The 26,076-nt window shown below is 45.7% G+C and carries 25 protein-coding genes; 12 read left to right on the top strand and 13 right to left on the bottom strand.

All coding sequences use genetic code 11. From position 1 onward, the window contains the following. Positions 1-90: 90 nt before the first annotated feature. From ACE1CM_RS47390 to ACE1CM_RS47375, 4 genes are all read right to left on the bottom strand, one after another. Positions 91-2,358 (bottom strand): transglycosylase domain-containing protein, encoded by a 2,268-nt coding sequence (locus ACE1CM_RS47390; RefSeq protein WP_374886593.1) that lies wholly within the window; start codon positions 2,356-2,358, stop codon positions 91-93. Positions 2,359-2,511: 153 nt separating this feature from the next. Then, positions 2,512-2,985, bottom strand: coding sequence for a signal peptidase II (gene lspA, locus ACE1CM_RS47385; protein ID WP_374886592.1), 474 nt, complete (start codon positions 2,983-2,985; stop codon positions 2,512-2,514). Between the two features lie 262 nt (positions 2,986-3,247). Continuing rightward, entirely contained in the window at positions 3,248-3,829 is a 582-nt protein-coding gene (locus ACE1CM_RS47380; RefSeq protein ID WP_374886591.1) for a biotin transporter BioY, read from the bottom strand. Positions 3,830-4,004: 175 nt separating this feature from the next. Next, entirely contained in the window at positions 4,005-5,267 is a 1,263-nt protein-coding gene (locus ACE1CM_RS47375; RefSeq protein ID WP_374886590.1) for an RNA-guided endonuclease InsQ/TnpB family protein, read from the bottom strand. A 401-nt stretch (positions 5,268-5,668) separates the two neighbouring features. On the opposite strand from ACE1CM_RS47375, the gene pstS reads away from it, so the two are divergent. From pstS to psb27, 5 genes are all read left to right on the top strand, one after another. Further along, a complete protein-coding gene (gene pstS / locus ACE1CM_RS47370) occupies positions 5,669-6,961 on the top strand; it encodes a phosphate ABC transporter substrate-binding protein PstS (RefSeq protein WP_374886589.1) in 1,293 nt (430 codons plus the stop codon). Positions 6,962-7,072: 111 nt separating this feature from the next. Next, positions 7,073-8,023 (top strand): phosphate ABC transporter permease subunit PstC, encoded by a 951-nt coding sequence (gene pstC, locus ACE1CM_RS47365; RefSeq protein ID WP_374886588.1) that lies wholly within the window; start codon positions 7,073-7,075, stop codon positions 8,021-8,023. A 102-nt stretch (positions 8,024-8,125) separates the two neighbouring features. Next, positions 8,126-9,022 (top strand): phosphate ABC transporter permease PstA, encoded by an 897-nt coding sequence (pstA, locus tag ACE1CM_RS47360; protein ID WP_374886587.1) that lies wholly within the window; start codon positions 8,126-8,128, stop codon positions 9,020-9,022. 116 nt (positions 9,023-9,138) lie between these two features. Then, entirely contained in the window at positions 9,139-9,945 is an 807-nt protein-coding gene (gene pstB / locus ACE1CM_RS47355) for a phosphate ABC transporter ATP-binding protein PstB (RefSeq protein ID WP_374886586.1), read from the top strand. 321 nt (positions 9,946-10,266) lie between these two features. Next, positions 10,267-10,665, top strand: a complete 399-nt coding sequence (gene psb27 / locus ACE1CM_RS47350) for a photosystem II protein Psb27 (RefSeq protein WP_374886585.1) — start codon at positions 10,267-10,269, stop codon at positions 10,663-10,665. 215 nt (positions 10,666-10,880) lie between these two features. Here the strand turns inward: psb27 and ACE1CM_RS47345 are convergent, their stop codons facing one another. Together ACE1CM_RS47345 and ACE1CM_RS47340 are read right to left on the bottom strand one after the other, a co-directional pair. Further along, complete coding sequence (locus ACE1CM_RS47345; protein ID WP_374886584.1) at positions 10,881-11,951, bottom strand: adenosine deaminase; 1,071 nt, start codon at positions 11,949-11,951, stop codon at positions 10,881-10,883. Between the two features lie 382 nt (positions 11,952-12,333). Beyond that, positions 12,334-12,567 (bottom strand): hypothetical protein, encoded by a 234-nt coding sequence (locus ACE1CM_RS47340; RefSeq protein WP_374886583.1) that lies wholly within the window; start codon positions 12,565-12,567, stop codon positions 12,334-12,336. A 470-nt stretch (positions 12,568-13,037) separates the two neighbouring features. Here ACE1CM_RS47340 and ACE1CM_RS47335 point away from each other — a divergent pair, with 470 nt between their 5' ends. Then, a complete protein-coding gene (locus ACE1CM_RS47335) occupies positions 13,038-14,507 on the top strand; it encodes a hypothetical protein (RefSeq protein ID WP_374886582.1) in 1,470 nt (489 codons plus the stop codon). 596 nt (positions 14,508-15,103) lie between these two features. Here ACE1CM_RS47335 and ACE1CM_RS47330 read toward each other — a convergent pair. Continuing rightward, positions 15,104-15,328 carry a zinc ribbon domain-containing protein gene (locus ACE1CM_RS47330; protein WP_374886581.1) on the bottom strand — a complete coding sequence of 75 codons (225 nt, stop codon included), beginning with the start codon at positions 15,326-15,328 and terminating at the stop codon, positions 15,104-15,106. A 204-nt stretch (positions 15,329-15,532) separates the two neighbouring features. On the opposite strand from ACE1CM_RS47330, the gene ACE1CM_RS47325 reads away from it, so the two are divergent. Together ACE1CM_RS47325 and ACE1CM_RS47320 are read left to right on the top strand one after the other, a co-directional pair. Next, the gene (locus ACE1CM_RS47325) at positions 15,533-15,703 is read left to right on the top strand and encodes a hypothetical protein (RefSeq protein ID WP_374886580.1); all 171 of its coding nucleotides are present in this window, start codon (positions 15,533-15,535) and stop codon (positions 15,701-15,703) included. A gap of 219 nt (positions 15,704-15,922) precedes the next feature. Beyond that, positions 15,923-16,336, top strand: a complete 414-nt coding sequence (locus ACE1CM_RS47320; RefSeq protein ID WP_374886579.1) for a phycobilisome linker polypeptide — start codon at positions 15,923-15,925, stop codon at positions 16,334-16,336. A 357-nt stretch (positions 16,337-16,693) separates the two neighbouring features. Here the strand turns inward: ACE1CM_RS47320 and ACE1CM_RS47315 are convergent, their stop codons facing one another. Continuing rightward, the gene (locus ACE1CM_RS47315; RefSeq protein ID WP_374886578.1) at positions 16,694-16,819 is read right to left on the bottom strand and encodes a helix-turn-helix domain-containing protein; all 126 of its coding nucleotides are present in this window, start codon (positions 16,817-16,819) and stop codon (positions 16,694-16,696) included. Positions 16,820-17,118: 299 nt separating this feature from the next. Between ACE1CM_RS47315 and ACE1CM_RS47310 the strand changes: the two genes are divergently transcribed. After that, positions 17,119-18,585 carry a hypothetical protein gene (locus ACE1CM_RS47310; RefSeq protein WP_374886577.1) on the top strand — a complete coding sequence of 489 codons (1,467 nt, stop codon included), beginning with the start codon at positions 17,119-17,121 and terminating at the stop codon, positions 18,583-18,585. Between the two features lie 762 nt (positions 18,586-19,347). Here the strand turns inward: ACE1CM_RS47310 and ACE1CM_RS47305 are convergent. Together ACE1CM_RS47305 and ACE1CM_RS47300 are read right to left on the bottom strand one after the other, a co-directional pair. After that, the gene (locus ACE1CM_RS47305; RefSeq protein WP_374886576.1) at positions 19,348-20,319 is read right to left on the bottom strand and encodes a hypothetical protein; all 972 of its coding nucleotides are present in this window, start codon (positions 20,317-20,319) and stop codon (positions 19,348-19,350) included. A gap of 4 nt (positions 20,320-20,323) precedes the next feature. Further along, on the bottom strand, positions 20,324-21,928 hold the full coding sequence (locus ACE1CM_RS47300) for an MBOAT family O-acyltransferase (RefSeq protein WP_374886575.1): 1,605 nt from the start codon (positions 21,926-21,928) through the stop codon (positions 20,324-20,326). Between the two features lie 237 nt (positions 21,929-22,165). On the opposite strand from ACE1CM_RS47300, the gene ACE1CM_RS47295 reads away from it, so the two are divergent. The 3 genes from ACE1CM_RS47295 (at position 22,166) to ACE1CM_RS47285 (ending at position 23,957) form a co-directional block, all read left to right on the top strand. After that, positions 22,166-22,933, top strand: coding sequence for a Uma2 family endonuclease (locus ACE1CM_RS47295; protein WP_374886574.1), 768 nt, complete (start codon positions 22,166-22,168; stop codon positions 22,931-22,933). Positions 22,934-23,027: 94 nt separating this feature from the next. Further along, on the top strand, positions 23,028-23,240 hold the full coding sequence (locus ACE1CM_RS47290; protein WP_374886573.1) for a hypothetical protein: 213 nt from the start codon (positions 23,028-23,030) through the stop codon (positions 23,238-23,240). Positions 23,241-23,561: 321 nt separating this feature from the next. Continuing rightward, positions 23,562-23,957, top strand: coding sequence for a hypothetical protein (locus tag ACE1CM_RS47285; protein ID WP_374886572.1), 396 nt, complete (start codon positions 23,562-23,564; stop codon positions 23,955-23,957). A gap of 53 nt (positions 23,958-24,010) precedes the next feature. On the opposite strand, the gene ACE1CM_RS47280 is transcribed toward ACE1CM_RS47285, so the two are convergent. The 3 genes from ACE1CM_RS47280 to ACE1CM_RS47270 all read right to left on the bottom strand — a co-directional run bounded on the left by ACE1CM_RS47280 (position 24,011) and on the right by ACE1CM_RS47270 (position 26,041). Continuing rightward, the gene (locus ACE1CM_RS47280; RefSeq protein WP_374886571.1) at positions 24,011-24,250 is read right to left on the bottom strand and encodes a hypothetical protein; all 240 of its coding nucleotides are present in this window, start codon (positions 24,248-24,250) and stop codon (positions 24,011-24,013) included. A gap of 24 nt (positions 24,251-24,274) precedes the next feature. After that, positions 24,275-25,390, bottom strand: a complete 1,116-nt coding sequence (locus ACE1CM_RS47275) for an NB-ARC domain-containing protein (protein WP_374886570.1) — start codon at positions 25,388-25,390, stop codon at positions 24,275-24,277. A 411-nt stretch (positions 25,391-25,801) separates the two neighbouring features. Further along, complete coding sequence (locus tag ACE1CM_RS47270) at positions 25,802-26,041, bottom strand: hypothetical protein (RefSeq protein WP_374886569.1); 240 nt, start codon at positions 26,039-26,041, stop codon at positions 25,802-25,804. Positions 26,042-26,076 lie beyond the last annotated feature (35 nt).

Raw genomic sequence — 26,076 nt, 5'->3', positions numbered from 1 at the left:
AATTTTTTTAGGATAGGCGAAAGATCGAGCGATCGCCTATTCCCAATTACCAATTACCCTCGTGACCCAGGCGGTCGCCTGGGAATGCCATTACCTATTAAGAACTTTCCCCATATAATCTCCCCAAACTTGAGCCGCATCGGCACTAGCACCCCTAGTACGCGAGTTATCATCGTTACCTAACCAAACCCCCGTAACGATTTGTCGCTGGCGGATATAGCCAATAAACCACAAATCTACATAGTCGTCGGTGGTGCCGGTTTTACCCGCTTCTCCCAGTCCTATTGCCGCATTCTTGCCGGTTCCTCCAGCAACGACGCCTCGCAGTAAACTGTGCAGCACATCGGCGACGTTTGGGGACAGTACCCGTTGATTGGCTTGGGAGCTTTGTGCTTGCGAGTATATTACGCGACAAGTGTTGATATCGTTAGCATCTTTGCAGTCGCTGCTATCCAAAATTCTGACAATGGCATGGGGACGGTTCCACACGCCGCGATTGGCTACTGCTCCGTAGGCTCCGGTCATTTCCAATACATTTACCACACTTTGTCCCAACACTAACCCCGGTACGGGATCGAGTTTTGAGTTTATCCCCATGCGCTGTGCCAACTCCACTACATCGTCTAACTTTGCATCCTGCGCCACTCGTAGGGCGATGACGTTTTCCGATAGCGCCATCCCGGTATACATATCTACAGTACTGCTACTGGCGCGTTCGCAGCCGCGAAAGCGTTGCCCATTCCAATTCAGGGGGGCGCAGGAATAAGACTTTCCCGGCGAAATACCTTTGGCGATCGCCGCCCCATATCCAAACAGTTTAAATGTCGAACCCGGTTGTCTTTGCGCTTGGGTGGCGCGGTTAAACTGACTCCTTTGATAATTGACCCCGCCCACGAGAGCCATAATCGCTCCCGTCTTAGTGTTCAAAGATACAACCGCACCCTGGTAAAATCGCTTAGCCCCAGCATTGCGGACGGCGTTACGCAAAGAAGTTTCCGCTTGTCGTTGCATTTTGGGATTGAGGGAAGTTTGGATAATAAAATTGCCTTCCCTGGCGATTTCTTCCCCCAATAAAGCGTTGAGTTCTTCAAACACGTAGCTGTAAAAATAGGGGGCGATAGTTCTGGCGCGTTCTTCGCAAACTTTGGGAGAAACTTCGAGGGCGGAACGCCTGCCAGAGTTCGCTTCGTCTTGGCTAATTTTACCTTGCTCCAACATGAGATTAATTACAGTATTGCGGCGCGCGATCGCTCGAGTACGATCGGCGCGATCCCCGCAAGGAGCGAAACTATTGGGAGCGGGTAAAATTGATACCAGCGTGGCGGATTCGGCTAAAGTTAAATCTCTGGCAGACTTATCGAAATAGTAGCGGGCGGCGGACTCGAAACCGTAAGCATCGACACCCAAAAATACGCGATTTAAGTAAATTTCCAGCAACTTATCTTTGCTGTAAACCGATTCTAATTTCAGCGAAACAATCGCTTCGCGGAGTTTGCGCCCTAAAGAATCTGCCCTACCCACGTAGTCGCGAAACAAACTGCGGGCGACTTGCTGGGTGACGGTACTGCCCCCTTGGCGATCGCCGCCTTTACTAATAATCACTGTTGCCCGTAAAATCCCAATTGGGTCAACGCCCAAGTGCCAATAAAAACGTCGGTCTTCCGAGGCGATAACAGCTTTGGGCAGGTAAGGGGAAAATTCCGATAGTTTCAATTCGGCGTGGGATTGACTGCGGGGGGCGCGTAGGGGTGAAACGCCATCGTCGGTGGTGACAATGACGGGTCCACCAATCGCCGGGGGTAAAGGTTTTACCGAGAATTTTTGCCACTCAAAACCTACCCACAAGACCAACAAAGCCGCCATGCCGCCGACGCCGCACATAACTTTTTCCGCAGCATCGACATATTTGGGTGGCGGATCGATAAATTGCAATCTTACAGAAGCTGCTAACTCTGGTGGACCAAGGGTGAGAACTTCATTGTGGTGCAGCTTTTTGGAGGTGACCCGGCGTCTGCCCTTGTAGATGCCGTTGGTGGAGTTTTCATCTTTGATGATAAAAGAATTTTGCCCCCTTCCCGTACGGATTAAAGACAGGTGAATCTGACTGACAACTGGATTGCGGACTACAATATCGCAAGATTTGGAACTGCGACCTAGTAAATAGCGATCGCCGATTAAAGGAAAAACTTCGGCTTTATCCGCATCGGCGTCTTGTACCCAGAGTTCTGGCACTCTGGTATTGGGTTTTAGCACCAACTTGGTGAAATTAACTTTAGCCTGAACTGTCTGAACGGCTTGCGTAATCGCACCCAGAATAGTTTTAGACGGTGGTCGTTGTTGGGGTTGGGGAGGAGTCATATTCAATCAGGGCATGGGGCATGGGGCATGGGGCATGGGGCATTGGGCATGGCGTATCTCTCCCTTGTCTCCCCTTTAGCCCGAATCTTATAGTATTTCTAAAACCGATTGTACAGACTGCAACAGTCTTCAGATCGTCCCCTTGATCGGCGATTATTTGCGATCGCTCTCACCTTTGGAATCAACCTTCTGCAAGCTGGCAATCAACAGGCAGACAATGCCTATGTTAATAAACACATCTGCCAGGTTAAATACCGGAAACTGTATCAGCCGGAAATCCAAAAAATCCACCACACTACCGGCAATAAATCGGTCGATACCGTTTCCCAGCGCCCCCGCTAAGATTAGACCCCAGCCTACCTGTTCCCAACGAGGGAGGCGCGACCCAAACCAAGCATATGCCATCAAGGCGATGCTGACTAGCAGGGAAAGCCAGCGCAACCAAACCGCCCCAGTGAACATACTAAATGCCGCACCCGTATTTCGCACGTAGGTAAAGTGAAACACACCCGACCATAAAGGCCAAGTTTCGTACAGGCGGAAGGTTTGCACGATCCAAAATTTTGTCAGATGGTCTAAGAATAGTCCCAAACTGGCAGCGATCCAGAACAAGCGGTTTTTAGTCATTGGTGATTGGTCGGTTGTCAGTTGCCTATGGTAATGGGTAATGGCGTTCCCAGGCGACCGCCTGGGTCACGAGGGTAATGGGTAATTGTCAAGAGTAGGGGCGGGTTTTACCAACAGAAACCGGGTTTCTGTGCAAAATTGTTGAGCCAGGAAAGAGTTCGTGGTCGAAACCGGGTTTGAGTGTTAAAGTGTGTCCCTACAGCCTGTGAATCTAATTACCAATTACCAATTACCAATTACCGCCCTCACATAGAAACTTGAGTTAATAGAACATTAAGCGTCGCAGAATAAACGATAATACCGTAACCGCGCAGATCAGCGCCAGCTGTCCAGGGAGGGGATAAAATGAATATCTCAATGCAGCTTGCCCGATGGACGTCTCGCTGGTTCCCCACCCGATGTAATGGCTGAAAACTAAACAGACCAAACCGATTAAATGAACCACTACCAAGCCGCAGACACAGCTAAAGGCGAGATTTTCTAGCGTCGGCGGTCTTTTAAACGCTAAAAAGCCACACAACCAAGCACCGGGAACAAATCCCAATAAATATCCAAAGCTAGGCTGTTTGAGATAGGCGAGTCCACCACCCTGGTCAAAAACGGGAAGCCAAGCTAAGCCTAAAGCAAGATACGCGATTTGGGACATAGCACCGGCATTTTTGCCCCCCAGACATCCAACGAGTAACACGGCGCCGATCTGGTAGGTGACGCCCAAAGAGTGCGTTGGAATGCCAGACTGACTCCAATGCCACGGAAAATCAGTCACGGACGCTTCTAGAAAGGTGCCGCCAATCGTGAGGATTAGCCCAATTAGAGCCCACAAGTATTCGGTGGGAGAAAACATTCACAACAAGAGCAGAAATGAGAGATGAGAAAGATTTATTATCTTATCAACGAATTGACTGACAGCGAGCGATCGCTTGCTGCCCTCACGGGCGATTCTCCTACACCAGATGGGAGGCTTGCGCCTTTCGTTGACGTACTCCCCCGCTTAAAAGACGGGGGATTCTCAAAGGATGTTACGAGGCAGGCTGAAGCCGTGCCTCGTAACCCTTCTTCCTGCTTCGCTGACTCTTAACTAGACTGCTGCCAGTCCCCGTCAGACCGTCTCCACAGGCATTTTCTTCCACGCTGCGTCCCAGCGCAGTCACCCCTCTATTCCGGATCACTTGTGCGGCTGCTACATCCCGATGGGTCGTGTAACCGCAGTTGTGACAAACATGAAGCCTATCCTTTAATTCTTTTTTCCCAGTGTGTGTATCGCATTGTGGACACACCTGCGAGGTGTAATCCTTGTTCACCTTGGCAAAGTACACACCCCGCTTCCAGCACACCCATTGCAGAACTGAGACAAACTGTCCAAATCCAGCATCTAGTGTGTGTTTACCGAGCATTCCTTTCGCCCATGTGCCGAAATCGATATCCTCAACAAAAATCATTCCTGCATCGTCACAAAGCTTGTGAGCGAGTTTGAAATGCCAGTCTTTGCGAGTATCCGCAATGCGTTGATGTAACCGTGCAATTTTCCGATTCAGCTTATGACGATTGTTCGATCCTTTCTCTTTGTGCTTCAGTCTGCGTTGCAGCAATTTCAGCTTGCGGTGCAGTGAATCTAAAAATCGAGGACGTTCAATTAACTCCCCATCAGACGTTGCCGCGAATTTATCAAGTCCCAAATCAATCCCGCGTGGATGACCTGCAAGAACCGGGTCAGGCACATTCACATCACATTCAAGGGTGAACATGAGGAAGTATCCCGAAGCTTTACGAACCACTCGAACTTGCTTCACCACGAAACCGTCAGGGATTTCGCGAGACTTGATATATTCCATCCACCCCAACTGAGGCAGCTTGATTTGATTTCCTTTCAAGAATTGAGACTTGCCCCATTGCGGATACACAAATGAGCGCATCCGATAACGGTTCTTGAATCGGGGAAACCCCATACCTTTGCGCTTCATATCGACAAAGGCGGTTTCCAGCTTTCTTAAAACCTGTTGCAGCACTTGAGCGTTAACTGTCTTGAGTTCTGGAAATTCAACCTTGGCACGAGTCAGAGAGTTTGCTTGCTCGTAGTAGTTGGGATACGGCGCATCTGCTGGAATGATGTACTCGGAGATAATTGAGCAAGCATTCACCGGACACTTACGATAATTCAGCCAGTCTTTACGCTCACGCAGGGCAAAGTTCCAAACTTTTCGGCACACTGTTAAGGTGTGTTCGATGATTTTGATCTGCTCATTTGTGGGCACTGCTTTGTACTCGTAAGTTAGGGTTAACACTATTCTATCAACTCCGTTTTGTAGGATTTTTTCAAGAAAGCGCATAAATCTTGCATAACCCGGACACACAGAGGGCTAAAGCCCTGGGTTAGCTTTCATCCCCCGGTTAAAACGCGGGGGTTCTCAGCATGTCATGTGATAGATGAATTATGGCATTGCTTGTTTGGCGCGTCACAAATACTGCTATTCTCTAAAAAAGACTTATTGTAGTTTTATTCTGCCCAAAACTTGGATTTAGTTAATTTTACCCAATTATATCATCCCACAACTGGGGAATGCAGCCAAAAGTTTGACATTTAATTAAGTCAAGCGGCTAATTTTGGGGTTTGTTAACCTTTTCTTTACCATTAGGCGATATATTTTAAGGGTTTCTCCGTACAAAAAGCCTTTCGTTAAAAACAATGGTTTTCCGTATTGTTGCGATCGCTCCCCATCGTCTGGCTGCCAAAATTTCTGGTGTAGCCTTGACATTGGGTTTAGCAGCTTGCGCTCAACAGCAAACCCCAACAAGTACCGCAACACCTGGTGCAGGTACGACAGCTACGGGGACAACAGCGACAACCCCTGTAGCGGCTGCACCCAGCAGGCTGAATCTAGCTGGGCCAGTATCCCTAACCGGCGCGGGTGCTTCTTTCCCCGCCCCTTTGTACCAGCGTTGGTTCGCGGATTTTAACAAGGTAAATCCCAACGTACAGATTAACTATCAATCAATTGGTAGCGGCGCGGGAGTTGAGCAATTTACCGCTGGTACTGTAGACTTTGGCGCCAGCGACGTTGCCATGAAGGATGAAGAGATTGCCAAGGTTAAACAAGGCGTGATGTTGCTACCGATGACCGCAGGTAGCATCGTAGTGGCGTACAATTTACCAGATGTAGCTGAACTCAAGCTACCACGGGATGTTTACGTCGATATCTTCCAGGGTAAAATTACCAAGTGGAACGACCCCAAAATTGCCGCGGCAAATCCAGATGCTAAGCTTCCAGATCTGCCAATTACCGTTGTGCATCGTTCGGATGGCAGCGGTACTACGGGGGTTTTCACCAAACATTTAAGTGCCGTTAGCCCTGAGTGGAAAACCAAAATAGGGGAAGGCAAAACTGTCAGTTGGCCCACAGGTTCAACGTTTGTAGGTGCCAAAGGAAATGAAGGCGTCACCGCCCAAGTTGTACAAACAACTGGTGCAATTGGTTACATTGAATACGGTTACGCCAAGCTGAATAATGTCAAGTTTGCGGCATTGCAAAACAAAGCAGGCAACTTTGTCGTACCGACTGAACAGTCAGCCGCACAAACCTTGGCTTCGGTGACGTTACCAGCAAATCTGCGTGCGTTTATTGAAGATCCCGATGGCGCCCAATCTTATCCCATCGTCACCTACACTTGGTTGATGGCTTATAAGCAATATCCCAATGCAGCCAAAGCCCAAGCGGTGGAAGCGATGATTGAGTATGGTTTGACTGAAGGGCAAAAGGTTGCTGCTGAGTTAGGTTACGTTCCCCTACCTGCGAATGTATTGCAACAAGTAGCAGCTGCTGCTGATGCCATCAGCCCAGAATACAAAATAGCTGTTGCCGCTGCTACGCCAACAACTTTACCGGGTACGACAACAACCCCAGGCGCTGCGCCGACCAGCCCAACGGGTACGACAGCAACTCCAGGTGCTACCCTGACCAGCCCAGGCGCTACCCCATAACAGAAGCGAGATGGGAATTAGGCTTAAAGGTTACGGTTAGTACCGCGTTACCTTAGCCAAAGGCTGAGTTAGGTTTGCTCCCACATTTTTTGCAGTCTTGGGAAGTTAATCATGCGTCCACAAGCGAACAACATTCCATCCGTAATTCAACCCCGGTCTGAAGCCGATAGGGTGTTAGATCGGGGCTTTATCTGGTTAACTCGGCTGTTTGCCCTAGCGATCGCTTTCATCTTACTTTGGATAGCATTCCAGGTGACCTCTAGTGCCATCCCCGCTATCCTGGCGTTTGGCCCTGGCTTTTTATTTCAAAGCGCTTGGAACCCGGTAACAAGTCAGTACGGCGTGTTACCTCAAGTATATGGAACTATCGTCAGTGCTTTGATTGCGCTTTTATTAGCCGTTCCCATCGGGGTTGGTACTGCTGTCTTATTGAGCGAGAACTTTTTACCGTCAGCGATTCGCACGGTACTGGTATTTCTGGTAGAACTTTTAGCAGCAATTCCCAGCGTTGTTTACGGTTTGTGGGGCATTTTTGTCGTGATTCCCATCCTCAGACCAATCGGAGGATGGCTCAATTCTACCTTTGGTTGGCTGCCAATTTTTAGCACGCCACTAACCGGGCCGGGAATGTTACCGGCTGGGATAATATTAACGATTATGATTTTGCCAATCATTACGGCAATTTCTCGCGATGCGCTGATTTCTTTGCCCCCCGATTTACGACAAGCTGCGGTAGGATTGGGAGCAACGCGGTGGGAAACAATCTTTCAAGTTTTGGTACCTTCTGCTTTTTCTGGAATTGTTGGCGCGGTGATGTTGGCATTAGGTCGCGCGATGGGAGAAACGATGGCAGTCACTATGCTAATCGGTAACTCCAACAACGTAAACCTATCAATATTAGCCCCCGCTAACACGATTTCTTCCCTGCTGGCAAATCAATTCGCCGAAGCCAGCGGATTGCAAGTTTCAGCGCTAATGTATGCAGCGTTGATTTTGTTCTTGTTAACGCTTTTAGTCAATATTTTGGCTGAGCTAGTTGTTCGGCGAGTGAAGCGACTATAAGATTAATTTGAGATTTAAGATTTAAGATTTAAGATTTAATCTAAAATCGGAAATATAAAATCTGAAATTAAATTTACCAATGGCGATATTGAGTGTTAAGTTATGACCTATGATTTCCAGGCTAAGAATAATTCTGGATTTGCTGCGGGAAGTCTGAAGCGATCGAACTTTTCTCCCCGGACGCTGTTTAATACGGCGATGACATGGGTGGCATTTATTTGCGGTGCTTTGGCGCTCATCCCTTTGTTAGCGGTACTGAGTTACGTAACCATCCAAGGATTCAAGCGTCTGAATTTAAGCGCGTTCACAGAACTACCGCCGCCGCCTTTAGTACCGGGAGGAGGCTTTGGTAATGCAATTATAGGCACGTTAATTACTGTGGGAATTGGTGCGTTAATCAGCGTGCCAATTGGGATATTTGCGGCGATTTATCTGACAGAATTTAGTTCGGGTAAGCTGGCTCGTTGGATTCGCTTTGCTACCAATATCCTCAGCGGAATTCCCTCTATTATTGCGGGGGTATTTGCCTATGGGATTGTAGTTGTGACAACGGGTACGTTTTCAGCGGTAGCTGGCGGGGCAGCGTTAGCAGTTCTAATGTTGCCAATTATTGTACGAACGACTGACGAAGCATTGCAATTGGTATCAAAAGATTTGCGACAAGCGGCTTTTGGACTGGGTGCAACGAACTATCAAACTGTTTTGGGTGTGGTGTTGCCAGCAGCTTTACCGGCAATTATAACTGGGGTAACGCTAGCGATCGCCCGCGCCTCCGGCGAAACTGCACCTCTACTGTTTACCGCCCTATTTTCCCAATTTTGGCCTAACAATATTATGGCCCCCACTCCTTCGCTGGCGGTGTTAGTGTTCAACTTCGCCATTGTGCCTTTCAAAAATCAGCAAGAATTAGCTTGGGCGGCTTCGCTGATTCTCATATTCATGGTATTAATTACCAGTATTATCGCCCGCTTGGCAACTCGTCGGAAAGCTTATCGATGAATAGGCTAATGGCTAATGGCTAATGGCTAATGGGATACTAAAGAAACAACGCCCTGATTTAGATTCCCTTTTCCTCTTAGCAATTAGCAATCACCAATTACCAACTCTAAACTTTTATGCGTTACCATCCTGAAAATATCAATCAAACCGAAACCGTTTTACGGACAGAACACGTCAACGTCTACTACGGCACTTTCTTAGCCGTGCGGGATATTACAATGAATATCCCGAAAAATCGCATCACCGCTTTTATTGGACCTTCGGGTTGCGGTAAAAGTACCTTGCTGCGCTGCTTTAACCGTCTGAACGATTTAATTGAGACTTTTCGGGCAGAAGGTAAAATTTATTACCAAAAACAAGACCTGTACGCCGCGGACGTCGATCCGGTAGAAGTGCGGCGTCGGATTGGCATGGTGTTTCAAAAGCCAAACCCGTTCCCCAAATCAATTTATGACAACATCGCCTTTGGAGCGCGTATCAATGGATACAAAGGGGATATGGATGAATTGGTAGAGCGCTCGCTCAAAGGTGCCGCTTTATGGGATGAAGTGAAAGATAAACTCAAGCAAAGCGGGTTATCGTTATCGGGGGGACAACAGCAAAGGTTGTGCATTGCGCGAGCGATCGCAGTTCAACCCGATGTAATCCTAATGGACGAACCTTGCTCGGCACTAGACCCGATCTCGACGCTGCGGGTGGAAGACTTGCTCCACGAACTCAAAGAACAATACACCATCGTCATCGTCACCCACAACATGCAGCAAGCTTCCCGCGTGTCCGACATGACGGCATTTTTTAATGTGGAACCCACAGACAAAGGCGGTCGCATCGGATACCTCGTAGAGTACGATCGCACAGAGGTAATTTTCCAAAGTCCTAAAGAAGAATCTACCCGCGAGTATGTCAGCGGCAGATTTGGTTGATCAATAGACCTGTGGCAAAATTACCAGGGGCAGGCAGGATGCCTAGCCCACAAAACTGGAAAAATGCTTGTGGGGTGGGGGTCTGGTGCAGGCAGGATGCCTAGCCCACAAAACTAGAAAAATGCTTCTGGGGTGGGGTCTTGCCTGCCCTTGGGATGGTTTGAAAAGGACTTTTGCCAGAAAAATCTAATCGAGGAGAGAAGCGAGAGGAAGAACAAGGGCGCGCTGATTTCCATTATTGGCAATATCAGTCGTAATAGCGATCCCCGCGATACCAATCCAGGATAGGATTAACTTTATCTTGTGTTTTATTTGAGTCTTATGAAGCGCTATTTGTCCCGTCTGCTTGCCCTGGTTTTGGTTGTGGCGATTGGGTTGGTGGGTTGCTCTAACAATCCATCGGGTTTAACTGGTAATTATAGCCAAGACACTTTGGCTGTGGTGAATACCCTGAAAACTGCGATTGAGTTGCCAAATGATGCGCCAGATAAAGCGGCGGTGCAAGCAGAAGCACGGCAAAAAATCAATGATTTTTTTGCTCGCTACCGGCGGGATAGCTCGCTGAAAACTCTCCGGTCTTTTACTACAATGCAAACAGCATTGAATGGTTTAGCCGCTCATTACAGTTCCTATCCAAATCGTCCGATTCCTGAGAAATTGAAACAGCGATTAAAGCTGGAATTCAATCAGGTAGAATCTGCCATTAGGCAAGGTGCTTAATTGGTAATTGGTAATGGGTAATTGGTAATGGGTAATTGGTAATGGGTCATTGGCTTTTGTTGTAACCATGACCCATTATTGATCTCGCTTTGTTACTAGCCCAAATTGCTAGTTATATCGTTGACCGTTGCATCGGAATTACGACCTGTATAAGCAATGAGCAATGAGCAATTAGCAATTAGCAATTACCAATTACCAATTACCACCGCCAATCTCTAATTTTGCGTCACAAATTCCCGCGTACCGGGATAGCCATCGCCAGTTTTGGTTGGTGCTTCCTGATACAATCCGCTTAACAGGGAAGCAGGTGGTTGTTGGTAAGGCCAAGCAAAGGCATGGCGGAAAGAAGCTTCCTGACAGGCTTGCAATTGGCGAAAATCAATTACATCCTGGGTTAGTAAATTTTCGTACTCGAACGGCAGGCGCACGTTATGTAACCCGGCGTTATCGGTACAGATGGCGATGTCTACACCTGCGTCAAAACAGCGGTCAAAAACAAGTTTGAGTTGACGAATATCGTCGAGGGTGCCGGTTTTGAGGTAGGTGGTGGGACAAACTTCCAGACACTGACGCCTTGCTGCTAATTCGGGCAATAATTCGGGATGTTTGAGGGGAATTTGGATGCCGTGACCGATTCGCATTAAATAGGGTAACAGTTCTGGGTAACAGCCATCGACGGTTTCGTAAAGGTGTCCGGTGGTGTTGAGGTTGAGCTTACGCGCATAAGCATATAATTCCACAAATTCATCCAACCGCTCGGCGTAATGGGCATCCCCGCCTGCCACATCCACCCCACAGACATACTCCCGCTTTTGGGCAGCCAAGTCAACAATCGCCCGATTCACCTCATAAGGTAACCGGGAGTGCGTACACAAAATTTGGCTGGTGACGATGGGATATTCTGTCAGAGAACTTGCTTTGCCGACAATTTCGACAATTTCCGCCATGCAGTCGATGCGCTGCGACTGAGTTAAATGTTCGGGTGTCCGCAGATAAGGCGTGTACCGTAATTCTAAATAAGCCAAATTCTCAAAAATATAAGCACCTCGAATTAACCGATAGATAAAGTAAGGCAGCGTTTGGGACGTTTGCACGCTTTCTACCAGGGTGTGCAATTCCAGATATTCATCTAGGGTATTGCGGGGACGGGTATAAAAATCCTCAAACTCTGCGTATTCTGGGAAGCGTTGCGCCTTCTGGGAGTCGTTTCGTTGGAAATATCTCCACAGAATCCGGGGTACGACGGAACCACCGAGATGGCGGTGTAATTCAGCATACAAAGACACGGTAACCTCTTGATGTTGAGAGGGATATTTATAAATTATGAACAATTATTACAATAACGGTTAGGAACAAATGCGATGTTTTTGCGTAGGGACACGGCATCCGAAATATTCTATCACAAGCGAACATTTTATGATTGCCTTGTCCCTACCGGGTTTTTGCGTAGGGATACGGCATCCGAAATATTTTATACATTTATGATTGCCGTGTCCCTACAACATTCCCGACAATTTTTCGCGGTAAACCCAGCAGATAAACCGGGTTTCTCTGAAAAATTCCCCCAAGAAACAAAGGTGATGGCCTGTATTTTTTGCATCAATATTTTTAATAATAATTACTCACAGCACCCAACCCAAGGTGAGAGGCTAAACTAGCCGTGACGCCCTACACTTCCCTGGGGGTAGGTTTTGGCTGACAAGACTTTCGCTGTTGGAACTGCCTACCCTTCGGGTTTTGCGTCAGCGGTACGCGGTACTCGTGTTCTTTCCCGCAAAAGCCATTTATAGTCAGGTTCGCCCAGGGTCCGACTGGAATAGCTAAAAAACCATTCGTCAATCGTTCCATGAAGATTTTACCCACAAGTGGCAGCGAGATATACGACACACTTGCTTGTGTCACCCCCTATCTTCAGTTATCAAGGTACTGTTCGGTGACCAGCATTTTCGGCTATTGCCACCTGATAGAATCATAGCAGCTATTCGCTGTATGTCGTCATATGGATACCAGAAAATTAACGATCGTGCTTCCCGTGATAGAGTTCAACGCATTAGAAGAGTACTGTCGCAAAAAAGGCAGAAATAAGACCGATGTACTGAGAGAATTTATTCGCAGTTTACCACCCGCAAGTAGATCCGAAATTGGCAATTAAGGCGCTGTCCCCACTCCTTTTTCCTGCTACGCCTTGAAAAAGGAGTGGGGACGCGCCTTAATTGCAGAGATCCCCCCTACCCCCCTTAAGAAGGGGGGCGCGTCAGACTTGGGGCTTCTGGCGGGCTAAGCTAAACTAGCTTCTGACAACCTCTGCCTTGTTGAATCCTCTGTTGCTCAAGCCATCTTTGATTACACGTTATTTTTATCGAAATTTATGGATGGGGTTATTGACAAATATCATTTTAAGTGTATTGGGTGCTAGCCAACCGAGTCAGGCAGCTAACCCTATCCCTTGTCAACTAACAGCGCAAGCCATCCAACAGAAAGAAAACCTGCGTCAGGCGGCAATCGGAGGTAACAGAGCCGCTCAAAACCGCTACCGGGCAGTTTTATCTCAACACGCGGGGCAACTGGCAGCTTGTCGCCAACGCAACTGGCCTCGCAATCAGGCGATTTGGCTGCGCCTGTATCCCTGCGATATCCGACCGGGATCCCTAGAGCGGATTATGGATCGGATTGTGAATAAAGGCTACAACCAAGTTTACGTAGAAGTCTTTTACGCCTCCCAAGTGTTGCTACCTCAGGCAGATAATCCTACACCTTGGCAATCGGTGGTGAAAGTACGAGGAGCGCAACGGGTTGATTTATTGGCGCAAGCAATCCAAAAAGGGCGACAAAGGGGTCTAAAAGTCTACGCTTGGCTATACGCGATGAATTTTGGCTCTGCCTACGCTCAACGACCAGACCGACGAGGGACAGTAGCTCGCAACGGTTTCGGACAAGATAATTTATCAGCTTTGTATGATGTAGCGGTTGATGAGGATTTGGTCAGAAGGGAGAATGGGAAAGCATTTATTGACCCTTACAACGCACAAGCACGGCAAGATTATCGCCAGCTTGTGCAAGCAGTCGTAAAACGCAGACCAGACGGGGTGTTATTTGACTATGTGCGATATCCGCGCAGTGGGGGAGGAGCTTCCGTCGCGACTAGGGTGCAAGATTTGTGGATTTATGGCGATGCTTCCCTGCGCGCTTTGTATCAACGCGCCTTCAACAACAAAGGACAGGCATTAATCTACCAATTCTTAAGTCAGGGATATATTACTGCTGGGGATATTGCTGAGATTGATGCGCTCAATCCTGAAGAAGGAGAACCGCTTTGGCAGGGTCGCAATCCCAATTCAACCAAATATTTGCCCCTGCCAGAACAGCGTCAGCCAATTTTGCAACAACAGTTGTGGCTATTAACCGTCACTCATGCAGTTCAGGGTATTTTAGACTTTCTGCAAGCGGCAATTAGACCTGTGCAGCAACAAAGGATACGCGCGGGAGCGGTATTTTTTCCCAGTGGAAATCGAGCTATTGGTCAAGGATACGACTCCCGGATTCAGCCTTGGGATCAGTTTCCCAGTTCGATCGAGTGGCATCCAATGCTTTACAAGGCTTGCGGCAATACCAGTTGCATTGTAGGAGAGATGCGAGAAGTTCTGAGTTTTGCTCAAGGTCGGACTGAAATTAAACCTGCTTTAGCAGGAGTTTGGGGTAAATCTATCAGGAACCGTCCGTCGTTGGAATTGCAAATGCGGGCGATTCGTCAATTTGCGCCGCGAATTGCTACGGTGAGCCACTTCGCATTTTCCTGGCAAGAACCTGCACTCGATCGGGAGCGGAAATTTTGTCGTTTGTAGTAGCAGGGCTTTCCCAGCAGGGGAAAGAACGAGATTTGAGACCAATTGGTCTCAAATCTCGGAGAAAGAAAAAATGGAGGCCAATTCCAGGGATAGGAAAATATTTGTGTACCATTGTTACAGAAAATGCGGCGAGACAATTTTTGGAACCAATTGGTTCCAAAACGCAGCCAGAGAAAAATTTTGTCTGCGATTGAGGGCCTGGTCTAGGAGAGACAACATATGAGACCCATGGGTCTCATATGTTGTCCGCCTAATTACCCTGAATAAAAATCTCGACCCGTCACCGTGTCACCGTTCTCCCAAGTCATTCCTAACTATGGGTGAAGAACCGGACATGATATCAAATCCTGGAGCCACAAATTTTGTCTACCAATGGTAGACAAAACTGGGAGAAAGAAAAACAGTTGTCTCTAATTGGAGACAAAAAGCGGGGAGAGAAAAATTTTTGGTACCAATTGGTGTCAAATCCTGAAGAAAGGAAAATATTGGCGTAGCAATCGTAGACAAAAGGCAGCGAGAGAAAAACAAACCAGCAGCGGACAGGTACTTTGCAACTATTCCCCGATGGGATAAACTAGCGTGAACTACCCCAACTAACCGCTTGCGGTATAGTTGGGGCTTGTAATTTCATGGGCGATTGCGTCTAAAAGACAAGAAACCTGGCCCCGTAGCCGTCTTACATCCCCGACCTTAGGTGTGTCGCTAGTTCCTAACGACAATATCCGCAAGGCTTCATTGTTTATATTTATCGCTGCATTGACATCGCGGTCATGGTTAGTTTGACAATGCTCACAAGTCCACTGTCTTATACTCGCCATCTCGCAATCTGGCAGGCCAAAGCCTTCGATGGATTAATGCGCCTGCGTCCCGCCGAAAAGCCAGTGACAAACAAAGCTTGATTATGCCGTGCCCCTACCCCTTTGCAGCCATTTGAAAACTGCTGTAAGAGTACCCTCAAGGGTACTGTGAGACTTAATTTAAGCTTGCGATTATAGATTTGTAGACGAAAGGAGGTTAACACTATGACTACCGAAAACAGCTATTATCCCAAGTCCTGCCAATTCACGGTTCCCATTACGCTTAAGGTTCCTATCTACCTGGAATTAGAAGTAGTTGGTAAGCCCACAGTTTGCCGGAACAATGGTCATAAAACTGATGACAGCGAACCAGTACTGGAAAAGGTAGAGTCGTAATATTAGGGAATTTTGAATCATTCACGTTCAATTCCTGCCGAAACCACTCATGTCTTTTTTCAACATGGGTGGGTTTGTGTAAAATTTCGATAAATAACGCAAGTTTATCATCGCTAATTCTGTGTGATCTTAGATTTTTAGGTTGGGTTGAACGAGGGTGAAACCCAACGCGAAATTGAAGCGTATCTTGGGTTTCATTCTCAGGAAAATTGAAAAAATATGACCATTTATTACAACCCAGCCTCCGAGCAAAAAGGATGCGAAATCATCGTTGACATCACAATAAAAGTGCCAATATTGCTGGAAATAGAAATATTGGGAATGCCACCAACTTGTCAGCCACAAGAGCAGATACCAGAGCCATATAATGTAAACTTAGAGGAGCCAGATCCCAATAGCCGAGAATTTCTCTATGAAGTAGTGGGAATGCATCATAATGGAGAAAATTATCCAATGCATTCCCCCATTCGTCACAGTGGTATGATGTGGATTTCTGTTCCGTTTAACCGCATGATGCAAGAAATGCAGCGGATTGTGCGCTTGGGGGGAAAAATTATCAGTGTCAAGCCGAAACAGCACTTCTGTCCTTGGCGAACGCTTGGATTATTCCTGATATTTTGCCTTATACTGTAGCGATGAAAAACAAAAAAAGGTGAGCCATGCCCACGGTTTGTTTTGCATAGAATTAATCGGCGATGATGAGTTTTACGGGATTTGATCGAGTACCCCCTATTGTGGGTTTGGTCACCGATTGAAAGGTAATATTCTGAAAACTTGACAGATGGATAACTAATTGATTGTCTGCCATGCTTTGACTTGAATCTGGGTATTTTTGCCCGTTTATCAAAGAAGTTTTTGTCAGCTGTTGATAAATTCAAAGCCACAACCTGCAAGCATTGATAATAGGCATCGGTTAGCCAAGGATATTCTTTTTTGATTCCTGGTAATAATCCTTGAATATATTTCCTGGCTCGTCCTTTTCCCGTTGCTTTATAAGTTTCTTGGCATAAATGAGCGTGAATAGTGCCAATACCATCGACAGCACCCAAAGCTTTTAGCTAGGACTACCTGTTGCTCGTTATTTGGATATATTCTGAACTTATAGGCTTTGTACATTATCGAGTTGATAAGTTGAGGATAATATCATACCACAGAGCTAGAAAATGTGGTGCTATGCCTAACGGCACGCACTCGCGTTCGCGGTTTATTTGTTGGTCCCAATTCATCCCTACCTAAAATGTGGGTATTTTTGCAGAATTTTTAGGTAGGGACTTCTTCCGACATTTTTGTTAAACTTTTTGAAGCTAGCGCTTGAGAAGTCCGTCTTGTTGAACCCGATCTTGAAACTGAAGCAATATTTCCCAACCTTTACGCGACGCCGGGGTTATTTCTGTCGCTTTTTTTTGGTTGGAGTCTTGACAAATAGCTTGGTAAGTGGAACGATTGCCAGCCAACCACTGCCGCCTTGGACCCAGATGGCTTGCCAATTATCCCCTGAAGCAAGTCAACAGAAAGAAAGCTGGCGAATAGCAGCATTAAACGGCGATCGAAAAGCCCAGAAACGCTATAAATCCCTTATAGCCGAAAATGCACGGCAATTGCAGGAATGTCGCTCACAAAATTGGCCTCGCAATCAAGCGATATGGCTGCGTTTGTATCCCTGCGACCTCCGACCGGGAGGGCTAGATGAGATTATGGATCGGATTGTTAATAAAGGCTATAACCAAGTTTACGTTGAAGTCTTTTATGACTCTCAAGTCCTATTGCCCCAAGCAGAAAATAATACCCCGTGGCAATCGGTGGTAAAATCGCCAGGATTAGAACGGGCAGACTTATTGGCGCAAGCGATTCAAACAGGGCGCGATCGCGGGTTAAAAGTCTACGCTTGGTTGTTTACAATGAACTTTGGCTACGCCTACGCACAGCGACCAGACCGACAATCGGTATTAGCCCGCAACGGTTTGGGACAAGATAATTTAGCAGCTTTGTACAATGGGACGGCGGAGGAAGAAGTACCCAAGGGAGATAGTGGGAAAGCGTTCATCGATCCTTACAACCTGCAAGCGCGGGAAGATTATAACAAGCTGGTGCAGGCGGTGGTGAAACGCAAGCCAGATGGGCTGTTATTTGATTATGTGCGATATCCCCGCAGTACGGGGGAAGCTTCTGTGGCAACCAAAGTGCAGGAATTATGGCTTTATAGCGAAGCGACGCAACAAGTTTTATATCAACGCGCCATGAACAATAAGGGATTGGCATTAATCCGCCGATTCTTGAATCAGGGATATATTACCGTTGCAGATCTTGCCCAAGTTGACGAGATGTATCCAGAGGAAGGAGAACCGCTTTGGCAAGGGCGCAATCTGGATCTGACCAAGAATTTGCTATCACCACAAGAGCGCCAACCGATTTTACAACAAGAGTTGTGGGAGTTGAGCGTCGCTCATGCAGCGCAAGGCGTGTTAGATTTTTTGGCAAGTGCGAAGTCTCCCGCACAGCAACAAGGAATTCCCACAGGTGCAGTCTTTTTCCCCGGTGGAAATCGCGCCATCGGACAAGGAGGATACGACTCTCGAATTCAACCTTGGGATAGATTTCCTGCTGCGATGGAATGGCATCCAATGGTTTACAAAGCTTGCAACGATACCAGCTGTATTTTAGAAGACTTGCAACGAGTTATTAGCCTCGCACCATCGGGAACGCAAATTAACCCGGCATTAGCCGGAGATTGGGGTATATCTGTGAGCAATCGTCCGCCGTTGGAACTGCAAATGCAAGCAATTAGGCAATTTGCGCCGCAAATTGATACGGTAAGCCATTTTGCATTTTCTTGGCAAGAACCCGAACTCGATCGAGAGCGGAAATTCTGTCAAATCAATTAAAAAAGGGGTCAGGATTTATACCAATTTCCTTTGATAATGCTACACATCAACATGTACCGATTGTAGGGGCGGGTTTTACCAATAATCTTTGGGGAAAACAAACAATTGAAGTAAACCCGCGAAGCCCCAAGTGTTTTGCAATAGACTTCTCCAATAATTCTTGTGGGATAGGCGTCTCGCCTGTCTTTGGGTTTGTTTTTTGGAGAGGTCTAATGTATTATATGATGTCCGGTAGCATCGGTAGCGTAAGCAAAGGAAGGGTTTAACTTGCATATCTCGTGGTTGCACAGAATGATATCATGTCCGGTTGATTACCCGTACTTAGAACTGACGCCCAGACACGGGGACGCTCCCGACGCGGAGAATTTTAATTAAGCGTGAAAAGCCTGACATGATATTATATGATGTCCGGTCGATTACCCGTAATCAGAAGCCGGGACACGGCATTATTAACGTTATTTGTTTGTTCGAGAAATCTATGATGCCGTGTCCCTACGCAACGACTCTGTGAGGTTTTTTTATTATGGGCAATTTAACGAATATCATATGATATGATGTCCGCTAGCAACGGTAGTGTATAGTTTTTGACGGGAGTAGGGGCGGGTTTTACCAGCCATTCTGGAAAATAACGAGAAATTTTTTAAACCCGCTCCGGCTTACGGTACCGATGCTACCGGACATGATATGATTGGTAAAACCCGCCTCTACAGTATCAAAAACACTTGCACTACCTTTGCTCTTGGACATGATATTACGCAAAGATCAACTTTTTTTGAATAAAATAGATTGGAGTAAATCTATTAGCTGTTTGGTGCGATAGCGCACTCCTTTATCGTTCATGTGATAGCTTGTATCATAGAACATAGATTTATCGTACATAAAATCTCGATAATTCCCTAAAAGAGGCACTTTAATCGTTTGATAAAAATCATTGATGCTTTGAAAAAACTCTTTAGCCTGCGGTTCCTGATAAGCTTCAAACCAGAAGGTATTGGGCCACGTTGCTATTACGTTAATATTATTTTTTAGACTCCAATCTACGAAATTTTTGATAGCTTTCATGCCATAACTTGACTTGATATAGCCTTCGAGTTCCTTTGGTTGTAACTCCTCAAGCGCCTTAAATTCTTTTTGCGTCATAGTTGATGCACGATTTCCAGTGTCATCGCCATATTGATTCAGGTTTTCGGATTTATAATGAGACTTCCATTGCTTAGGAGTTCCCAATTTAGCTAAGATACCATCTTGCACGCGAGTCATAGAGACGCCAGTGATGAAACGAATTTGATCTATCCAATTAAGGGATTTTAAATACTCCAAGTCTCTGGCTAACACATAGTCAATTAACGCGCCATTTAATTTACCATCGTCTGTGTAAAATTCATATTCGAGCGGGAGGAGAACTGTATCTCCAGGCTGAATTAAGGAACGAGAGCGATTTAAGATGTAATCAATACCTAATCCAGCATAAGTTGCTGCATTAACGCAGGGAAAATTTGCTTCTTCGCGGACGATCTTACAGCTAATACCAAATAGAGCATTTGAGCCAGCCACCACGACTAACTTTGGTGTTTTGCTCGAGTCAGCAATTCTAGTTTTAATCGTATACAGCTCGTAAGTCCAACGGGAACTCTCAGTTGGCGCGCCGATTTGGTAGAAAACTGCTAGGAGGAAAATCAGAATGCTCAATAATATTCCAGATAAAATTGAGGATAAATATTTAGATGTTTTCATATGCTCAAAAGTCAAAGTACAAAAACTTCGTTTCTGGTGCTTCTAAGACAATTTTGACGCAAATAAACATCAAAATCCCAAATAGAATGCCGAGCAATTGGTTGGGTTGCCATTGGAACTTTTGCCAAAGGCGATCGCTCCAATTTGAAGCCGTTTGTTTTGTCGGTTTGTCCAGCATAAATGGTTCGTATTTACTCAACCATTGTTTAGTATTCGGCAACAACCAAACAGCCAGGAGTAACAATAAAAATAGTCTTTTTCTTTCTGGCACAACCGAAGCTGACAATGATAAGCCATTAACTCCAAACATTGTTTTCAATATTGCCAGAGCAGATCCCATGTTCTCAGCCCGAAAGAAAACCCACCCGACTACCACCGCGATAAAAGTGACAAAACAACTTAATGCTACACTCCACCAGTGACTTTTTTTCAGGTCGTGTCCTAAAAATTTACGCAACTCACGCCATTGATGATTAACTATTAGGTATAATCCGTGCAATCCGCCCCATAAAACAAATGTCCAACCCGCTCCATGCCAAAGACCACCTAACAGCATGGTAGTCATTAAATTGACATTGCGCCGAAATTCACCTTGACGATTACCACCCATAGGAATGTAGATATAATCCCTTAAAAAGTTAGAAAGCGTGATGTGCCAACGACGCCAAAAGTCACTGATATTGACAGCTTTGTAAGGCGAGTCAAAGTTGAGCGGTAGCTTAATGCCGAACATTCTGGCTGTGCCAATTGCCATTTCAGAGTAGCCGCAAAAATCGAAGTAAAGCTGAAACGTGTAAGCTAAGGCTCCACTCCAAGCATCATAAAATGTCAGAGGTGTTCCTTGCAGTGCAGCACTAAACACTGGGTAAGCATAGGCAAACATCTGATCGGCAATCAAAACTTTTTTGGATAAACCTATAATAAAAATCGTTAACCCCACTGCTAAATCTTCTTGGTTAAGTCGATAAATCGATGGATTGGCTAGCTGAGGCATCATTTCTTGGTAACGTACAATTGGCCCAGCAAAAATTTTGGGGAAAAAGCTAACGAATAAACAGTAGTCGAGAAAGTTATTTTCTGGTATCTTTCCTTGGAAAGCATCGACTAGATAAGTAATTTGCTGAAAAGTAAAAAATGATATACCTAATGGTAATATAATTTTAGTTAAATTAAAATTCGTTCCTGCCAAATCGTTAAGAGTAGAAATAAAGAAGTTAGCATATTTAAAATAACCGAGTAGAGCTAAATTGACAGTAATACCTAGAATTAACAGCAACTTTTTACTAACGGGTATCCGGAGAGTTTTACTTAAGCCATAGCCCAACAAGTAGTTAAATATAATCGAGAAAATTAACAGTAATAATAGTAAGGGGTTCCACCAACTGTAGAAAAAAAACGAAGCAGCCACTAAAGCAGCGATCGCTAGACGATGATATCCTAGCCTACCAAGGGTAAAAAAGATTGCCAGAGTAACCGGCAGAAACATGAAAATAAATTCTGGCGAATTAAACAGCATATTAATATGTCCGCTAAGACTAAACTCTAGAAAAACTGATGAGATATTTTTGCTCGCTCTAATAGATGTACTCAAGGCATCATTTACAGTCAAACTCTGCCTTGGCGAACAATTATAGCAAATAAAAAAAGAACTGCAACAGGTGAATGAGTTAAAAAACTATTAGGCTATGGTATGACCTCGTGGAAAACAGAGTCACAATGAAGTTGAGTGATATGCCTCGGGCACGCACTCGCGATCGCACCCTTGCACAAACCCAAACACCATCCCCATCCCTACCATCCACTAACATAGAAACATCCCCAATGGCTCCCCAGTAGGTAAAAAGCCATGTCAGAAACCACCATAACTGCACCAGATATCCAACTCCCGCCCACCCAGGCAGAACTTCCCTATGATGATGGTGTGCCGATGGAAAGCGCAAGACATAAAGCACAAATGGATTTGCTGGTTGATGCCTTAATCCCTTGGTTAGAACAAAGGGAGGATGGGTATGTAGGCGGCAATATGTTCGTCTACTACAGTCTGGCACAAGTGCGAAACAAAGACTTTAAAGGGCCAGATTTTTTTGCAGTATTGGGAGTTCCCAAAGGCGAACGCAGAAGTTGGGTGGTGTGGGAAGAAGGTAAAGCACCGGATGTAGTCATTGAGTTGCTTTCTGAGAGTACAGCCCCAGCCGACAAAAATGAGAAAAAACTGATTTATCAAAATCAAATGCGCGTGCCAGAATATTTCTGGTATGACCCCTTTAACCCAGATGATTGGGCGGGTTTTTCGCTTCAACAAAGCGCTTACCAACGCTTGATTCCCAACGAAGGGAATCAATTGATTAGTCAATCTTTAGGACTAGCATTGCAGCTTTGGCAAGGAAACTATAAAGGCATTGATGCGACTTGGTTACGCTGGGCGACTTTAGAGGGAGAATTACTACCAACGCCTGAAGAACAACAACGACAACGAGCAGAGCAGGCAGAATCGCAGTTGCGACAAACTGCACGCAACTTACTTGAGGTAGGGATGACAGTAGAGCAGATAGCTACGATAACAGGTATGGATGCATCTGAAATAGAACAATGGATGCAAAATTCTGAATCGTGATAACTTCTCGGCGATCGTAAGCGATATGCCTCCCTTCCGCTGCGCGATCGCATCCCTCAAAAGCTGATATGCGATCGCGAAAAATAGGCTCAGCTTGACGTTAATCTGTGGCGACAACCCCGTCGTTAGTATCGATTTACCCGTTGTTACTCCACCAGAAGCTGTCGTTACTAACGTTGAAGCTGTCGTTACCAACGTTGAAGCTGTCGTTACCAACGTTGAAGCTGTCGTTACCAACGTTGAAGCTGTCGTTACTAACGTTGAAGCTGTCGTTACTAACGTTGAAGCTGTCGTTACCAACGCTTAAACTGTCGTTACCAACGCTTAAACTTTCGTTACGATCGGAGCCATTGTCGCGGAATGCAGCCCTATGAGGTACACCTTCGAATGCAATAGCGGCTGCCATTTTTGCTGCCGCTATTGCATTCAAGCCAAAAGGCTGTACCTGACTCACTGGCAATCCGGTGTATCGCGATCGCATCTATCCAGTAGAGACACTTAAGCGGAATCACCAGGGTTACGCGAAAATCTTAGCCAAAAAAAGACAATTATTTGCGAATTCTGCCGATCCAGAAACTCACTTCAGTAAGCCAAGCTAGCTTTAGAATCTTTTGAAAATCTTACATCTATGGCTCGTAAAAAACGTACATCTCGCGTTTTAGAAAAAGCTGAGTTAAGATCTGCTGGACTGAAGGCGATCGATCCAACTCTGGATTTTGGGGATGCTCGCACCCTGAACAACTTGACACAACTAATCGAACAGTTACGCACCAAGATTGATGCCTATAACACGGCTTTATCCGTGATTGATTCTTCCCAAACCGAAATAGAAGAATTAGAAAAAAGCTTAGGCGCTCTGTCTGAAAAGATGCTGATTGGGGTGGCTTTTAAGTACGGCAAAGACAGCCGCGAATATGAGATGGCGGGGGGTGTTCGCAAAAGCGATCGCATTCGCAGAAGCCGGATGAGTCGCTTAAAAGCTGGCGCCCTTGAACCATCCGGTGAGAAAGTTAAAACCGCGTAGGAGCATCAATCCTAGAGAATTCGCCTGGATAACATCGAAATATCCGCTGCGGGTTACCCAACCAATGAAAAGCCATCTTTTAGCGGAAATTGGGTAATATTCGGTTCCACTAATTGGTGAGCAACATAGTCCATCACCACAGGCTGCATGAAGAAAAGTGCAGCCTTTTTTTCAATTAAAGAGCGCTCTTGGAGAGATTCCAGCCCCTCTAATAGTTTTTGGGGTGACATCGACGGCGATATCCGATCTCGCAGTTCTGAAAATGAAACTGGTTTGCGATTAAGTGCCAGCAATTTAATAATTTCCTTTTCTCCATCTTACAACCGCTTAAATTGCCGATCTAAAATCTGCCTAATTTCGCCAAAAACAGCGATATTTTGGTTGATAAATTCATAAATACTCCCATCAAACAATTTTTTAATCGTGTTATAAACTATCTTTAATGCCAATGGATTGCCTGCATAAAAATCAACGAGCTTGCTCGACTCAGTTGACTCACCAAAGATTTGTCGTACTTCTGTTACCTGCAAGCCTTTCAATTGCCAGACGCGAACGGGTGATGTTTCTCCTTCTAGTAGCGCAATATCTTTAGGTTTCTCCCGACTGGTAATTATTAAGCAGCTTTGATGAATCGTTTCTCCCACTTGTCTGAGGAGTTGACCGTAACCTTCATATCTTTGGCGATAATACCCGACACCATAGTCGCACTCTTGCAGAATTGTCTCGAAATTATCTAATACTAGCAGACACCGAGAACTTCGTAAATAATGCATGAGTCGCGCAATTTTACCCTCTATAGTTTCTGGTAAATTAATTTTCGTATCCGCAGCTAAAAATTGGAGCAATTCCGCTAGCATATCTTGGACAGGAGGAGCATTGCCTAGACTTCGCCAGATCGCAAAATCGAATTGCTCCTGTATCTGTTCTGCAAGCTTCACCGACAGACAAGTTTTTCCCATTCCACCCATACCTAATAGCGTCACCAGTCGGCAGCGTTCTTCGAGTATCCAGTGCTTCAAATTTGCCAATTCTTCAGTGCGTCCGTAGAAAACAGAAATATCAGGAGTCTCGTGCCAATCAATGCGATCCCCCCTATTCCCCCCTTGATAAGGGGGATTCATATTCCCCCCTTGATAAGGGGGGCTAGGGGGGATCGCATTTTGGATTGGGTGCTGATAATCATTTGGCTCCAATTGAAGCTTAAAAGCCCGGAAGCAGCGATTGAGAGTTTGCTTATCAACTCTAATTTTGCAACTAAATACCTTCATCAAGGTATCTGGATCTAAACCAGTGCGATAACTTAAAGCTTCCAGGGTATAACGTTTGTCACAGTTTTCGCAACTTTCGGCTTCGTATTTGGCTGCCATGAGTTTATCAAATCCTTGAGTTGTCAGAATTACACCGCGCTTGCGTGTTTGTTTTTGTGACTTCATCAAAAGTATCTCAGTTTAGTAAATATATTTGCCCACCAGGTAAAATTAGCTGCCTATAATGTGTAGGACATATGCACGCCCGACTCCATAGACTACTTGCAAAAGTTATTAGTAACTCAAGTTGCTAGTTATCTCTCTGGGAGCGGCTAATGTCAGTAAAAATCCTATATTAGCAATTAGCAACGCCCTTGTTTATAACTAGCAACTTACGTTAGTAGATATCTTTAGAGGCCAAGCGTATAAGCATAATTACAGCTAAACAAAATTTTTATAGCGATCGCTTCACCCATTATCGGTATTTTTTGCCATAAATCTCAAGTGGATTTGCGTTATCGCTCTCGCAGCTACAATCAACCTTAAGTAGAAACAGATATGACTTACCCATGACGAGCCTAGAAATCGAGTTTCTGCCTATATCTCTAGTTTTCTTTCCCAAGGATTTTTCAGATAAACCCGGAGCGGTGAGCTGTAGGGGCGGGTAATACCTGCTCTGGGGGTTTTTGATATTAAACCCACTTCAACAAAACTTATAAGCTGAAGGTCGTTTTGCAGATGCCGCCGCTGATTATTTTTACCTATCCTATTATATTCACAAGCAATATCTTTGATTCCGGATGCGATCCCAAATATTGATGATTTTTTTATTCCCAATTCTTTGGTTGCCGACCCTGAGGAATTTTTCCGAT

This window comes from Microseira sp. BLCC-F43 (assembly GCF_041929235.1).
Taxonomy (GTDB): Bacteria; Cyanobacteriota; Cyanobacteriia; order Cyanobacteriales; family Aerosakkonemataceae; genus Microseira.
The sequence above is the reverse complement of the archived record's forward strand: the minus strand, read 5'-3'. Positions and strand labels throughout refer to the sequence as shown.

What these genes read in the sequence shown, in the direction of transcription:
- ACE1CM_RS47390 (WP_374886593.1), bottom strand. Translation starts at nt 2,358, where the DNA reads ATGACTCCTCCCCAACCCCAACAACGACCACCGTCTAAAACTATTCTG.
- lspA (WP_374886592.1), bottom strand. Translation starts at nt 2,985, where the DNA reads ATGACTAAAAACCGCTTGTTCTGGATCGCTGCCAGTTTGGGACTATTC.
- ACE1CM_RS47380 (WP_374886591.1), bottom strand. Translation starts at nt 3,829, where the DNA reads ATGTTTTCTCCCACCGAATACTTGTGGGCTCTAATTGGGCTAATCCTC.
- pstS (WP_374886589.1), top strand. Translation starts at nt 5,669, where the DNA reads ATGGTTTTCCGTATTGTTGCGATCGCTCCCCATCGTCTGGCTGCCAAA.
- pstC (WP_374886588.1), top strand. Translation starts at nt 7,073, where the DNA reads ATGCGTCCACAAGCGAACAACATTCCATCCGTAATTCAACCCCGGTCT.
- pstA (WP_374886587.1), top strand. Translation starts at nt 8,126, where the DNA reads ATGACCTATGATTTCCAGGCTAAGAATAATTCTGGATTTGCTGCGGGA.
- pstB (WP_374886586.1), top strand. Translation starts at nt 9,139, where the DNA reads ATGCGTTACCATCCTGAAAATATCAATCAAACCGAAACCGTTTTACGG.
- psb27 (WP_374886585.1), top strand. Translation starts at nt 10,267, where the DNA reads ATGAAGCGCTATTTGTCCCGTCTGCTTGCCCTGGTTTTGGTTGTGGCG.
- ACE1CM_RS47335 (WP_374886582.1), top strand. Translation starts at nt 13,038, where the DNA reads ATGGGGTTATTGACAAATATCATTTTAAGTGTATTGGGTGCTAGCCAA.
- ACE1CM_RS47330 (WP_374886581.1), bottom strand. Translation starts at nt 15,328, where the DNA reads ATGGCGAGTATAAGACAGTGGACTTGTGAGCATTGTCAAACTAACCAT.
- ACE1CM_RS47325 (WP_374886580.1), top strand. Translation starts at nt 15,533, where the DNA reads ATGACTACCGAAAACAGCTATTATCCCAAGTCCTGCCAATTCACGGTT.
- ACE1CM_RS47320 (WP_374886579.1), top strand. Translation starts at nt 15,923, where the DNA reads ATGACCATTTATTACAACCCAGCCTCCGAGCAAAAAGGATGCGAAATC.
- ACE1CM_RS47315 (WP_374886578.1), bottom strand. Translation starts at nt 16,819, where the DNA reads ATGTACAAAGCCTATAAGTTCAGAATATATCCAAATAACGAGCAACAG.
- ACE1CM_RS47305 (WP_374886576.1), bottom strand. Translation starts at nt 20,319, where the DNA reads ATGAAAACATCTAAATATTTATCCTCAATTTTATCTGGAATATTATTG.
- ACE1CM_RS47295 (WP_374886574.1), top strand. Translation starts at nt 22,166, where the DNA reads ATGTCAGAAACCACCATAACTGCACCAGATATCCAACTCCCGCCCACC.
- ACE1CM_RS47285 (WP_374886572.1), top strand. Translation starts at nt 23,562, where the DNA reads ATGGCTCGTAAAAAACGTACATCTCGCGTTTTAGAAAAAGCTGAGTTA.
- ACE1CM_RS47275 (WP_374886570.1), bottom strand. Translation starts at nt 25,390, where the DNA reads ATGAAGTCACAAAAACAAACACGCAAGCGCGGTGTAATTCTGACAACT.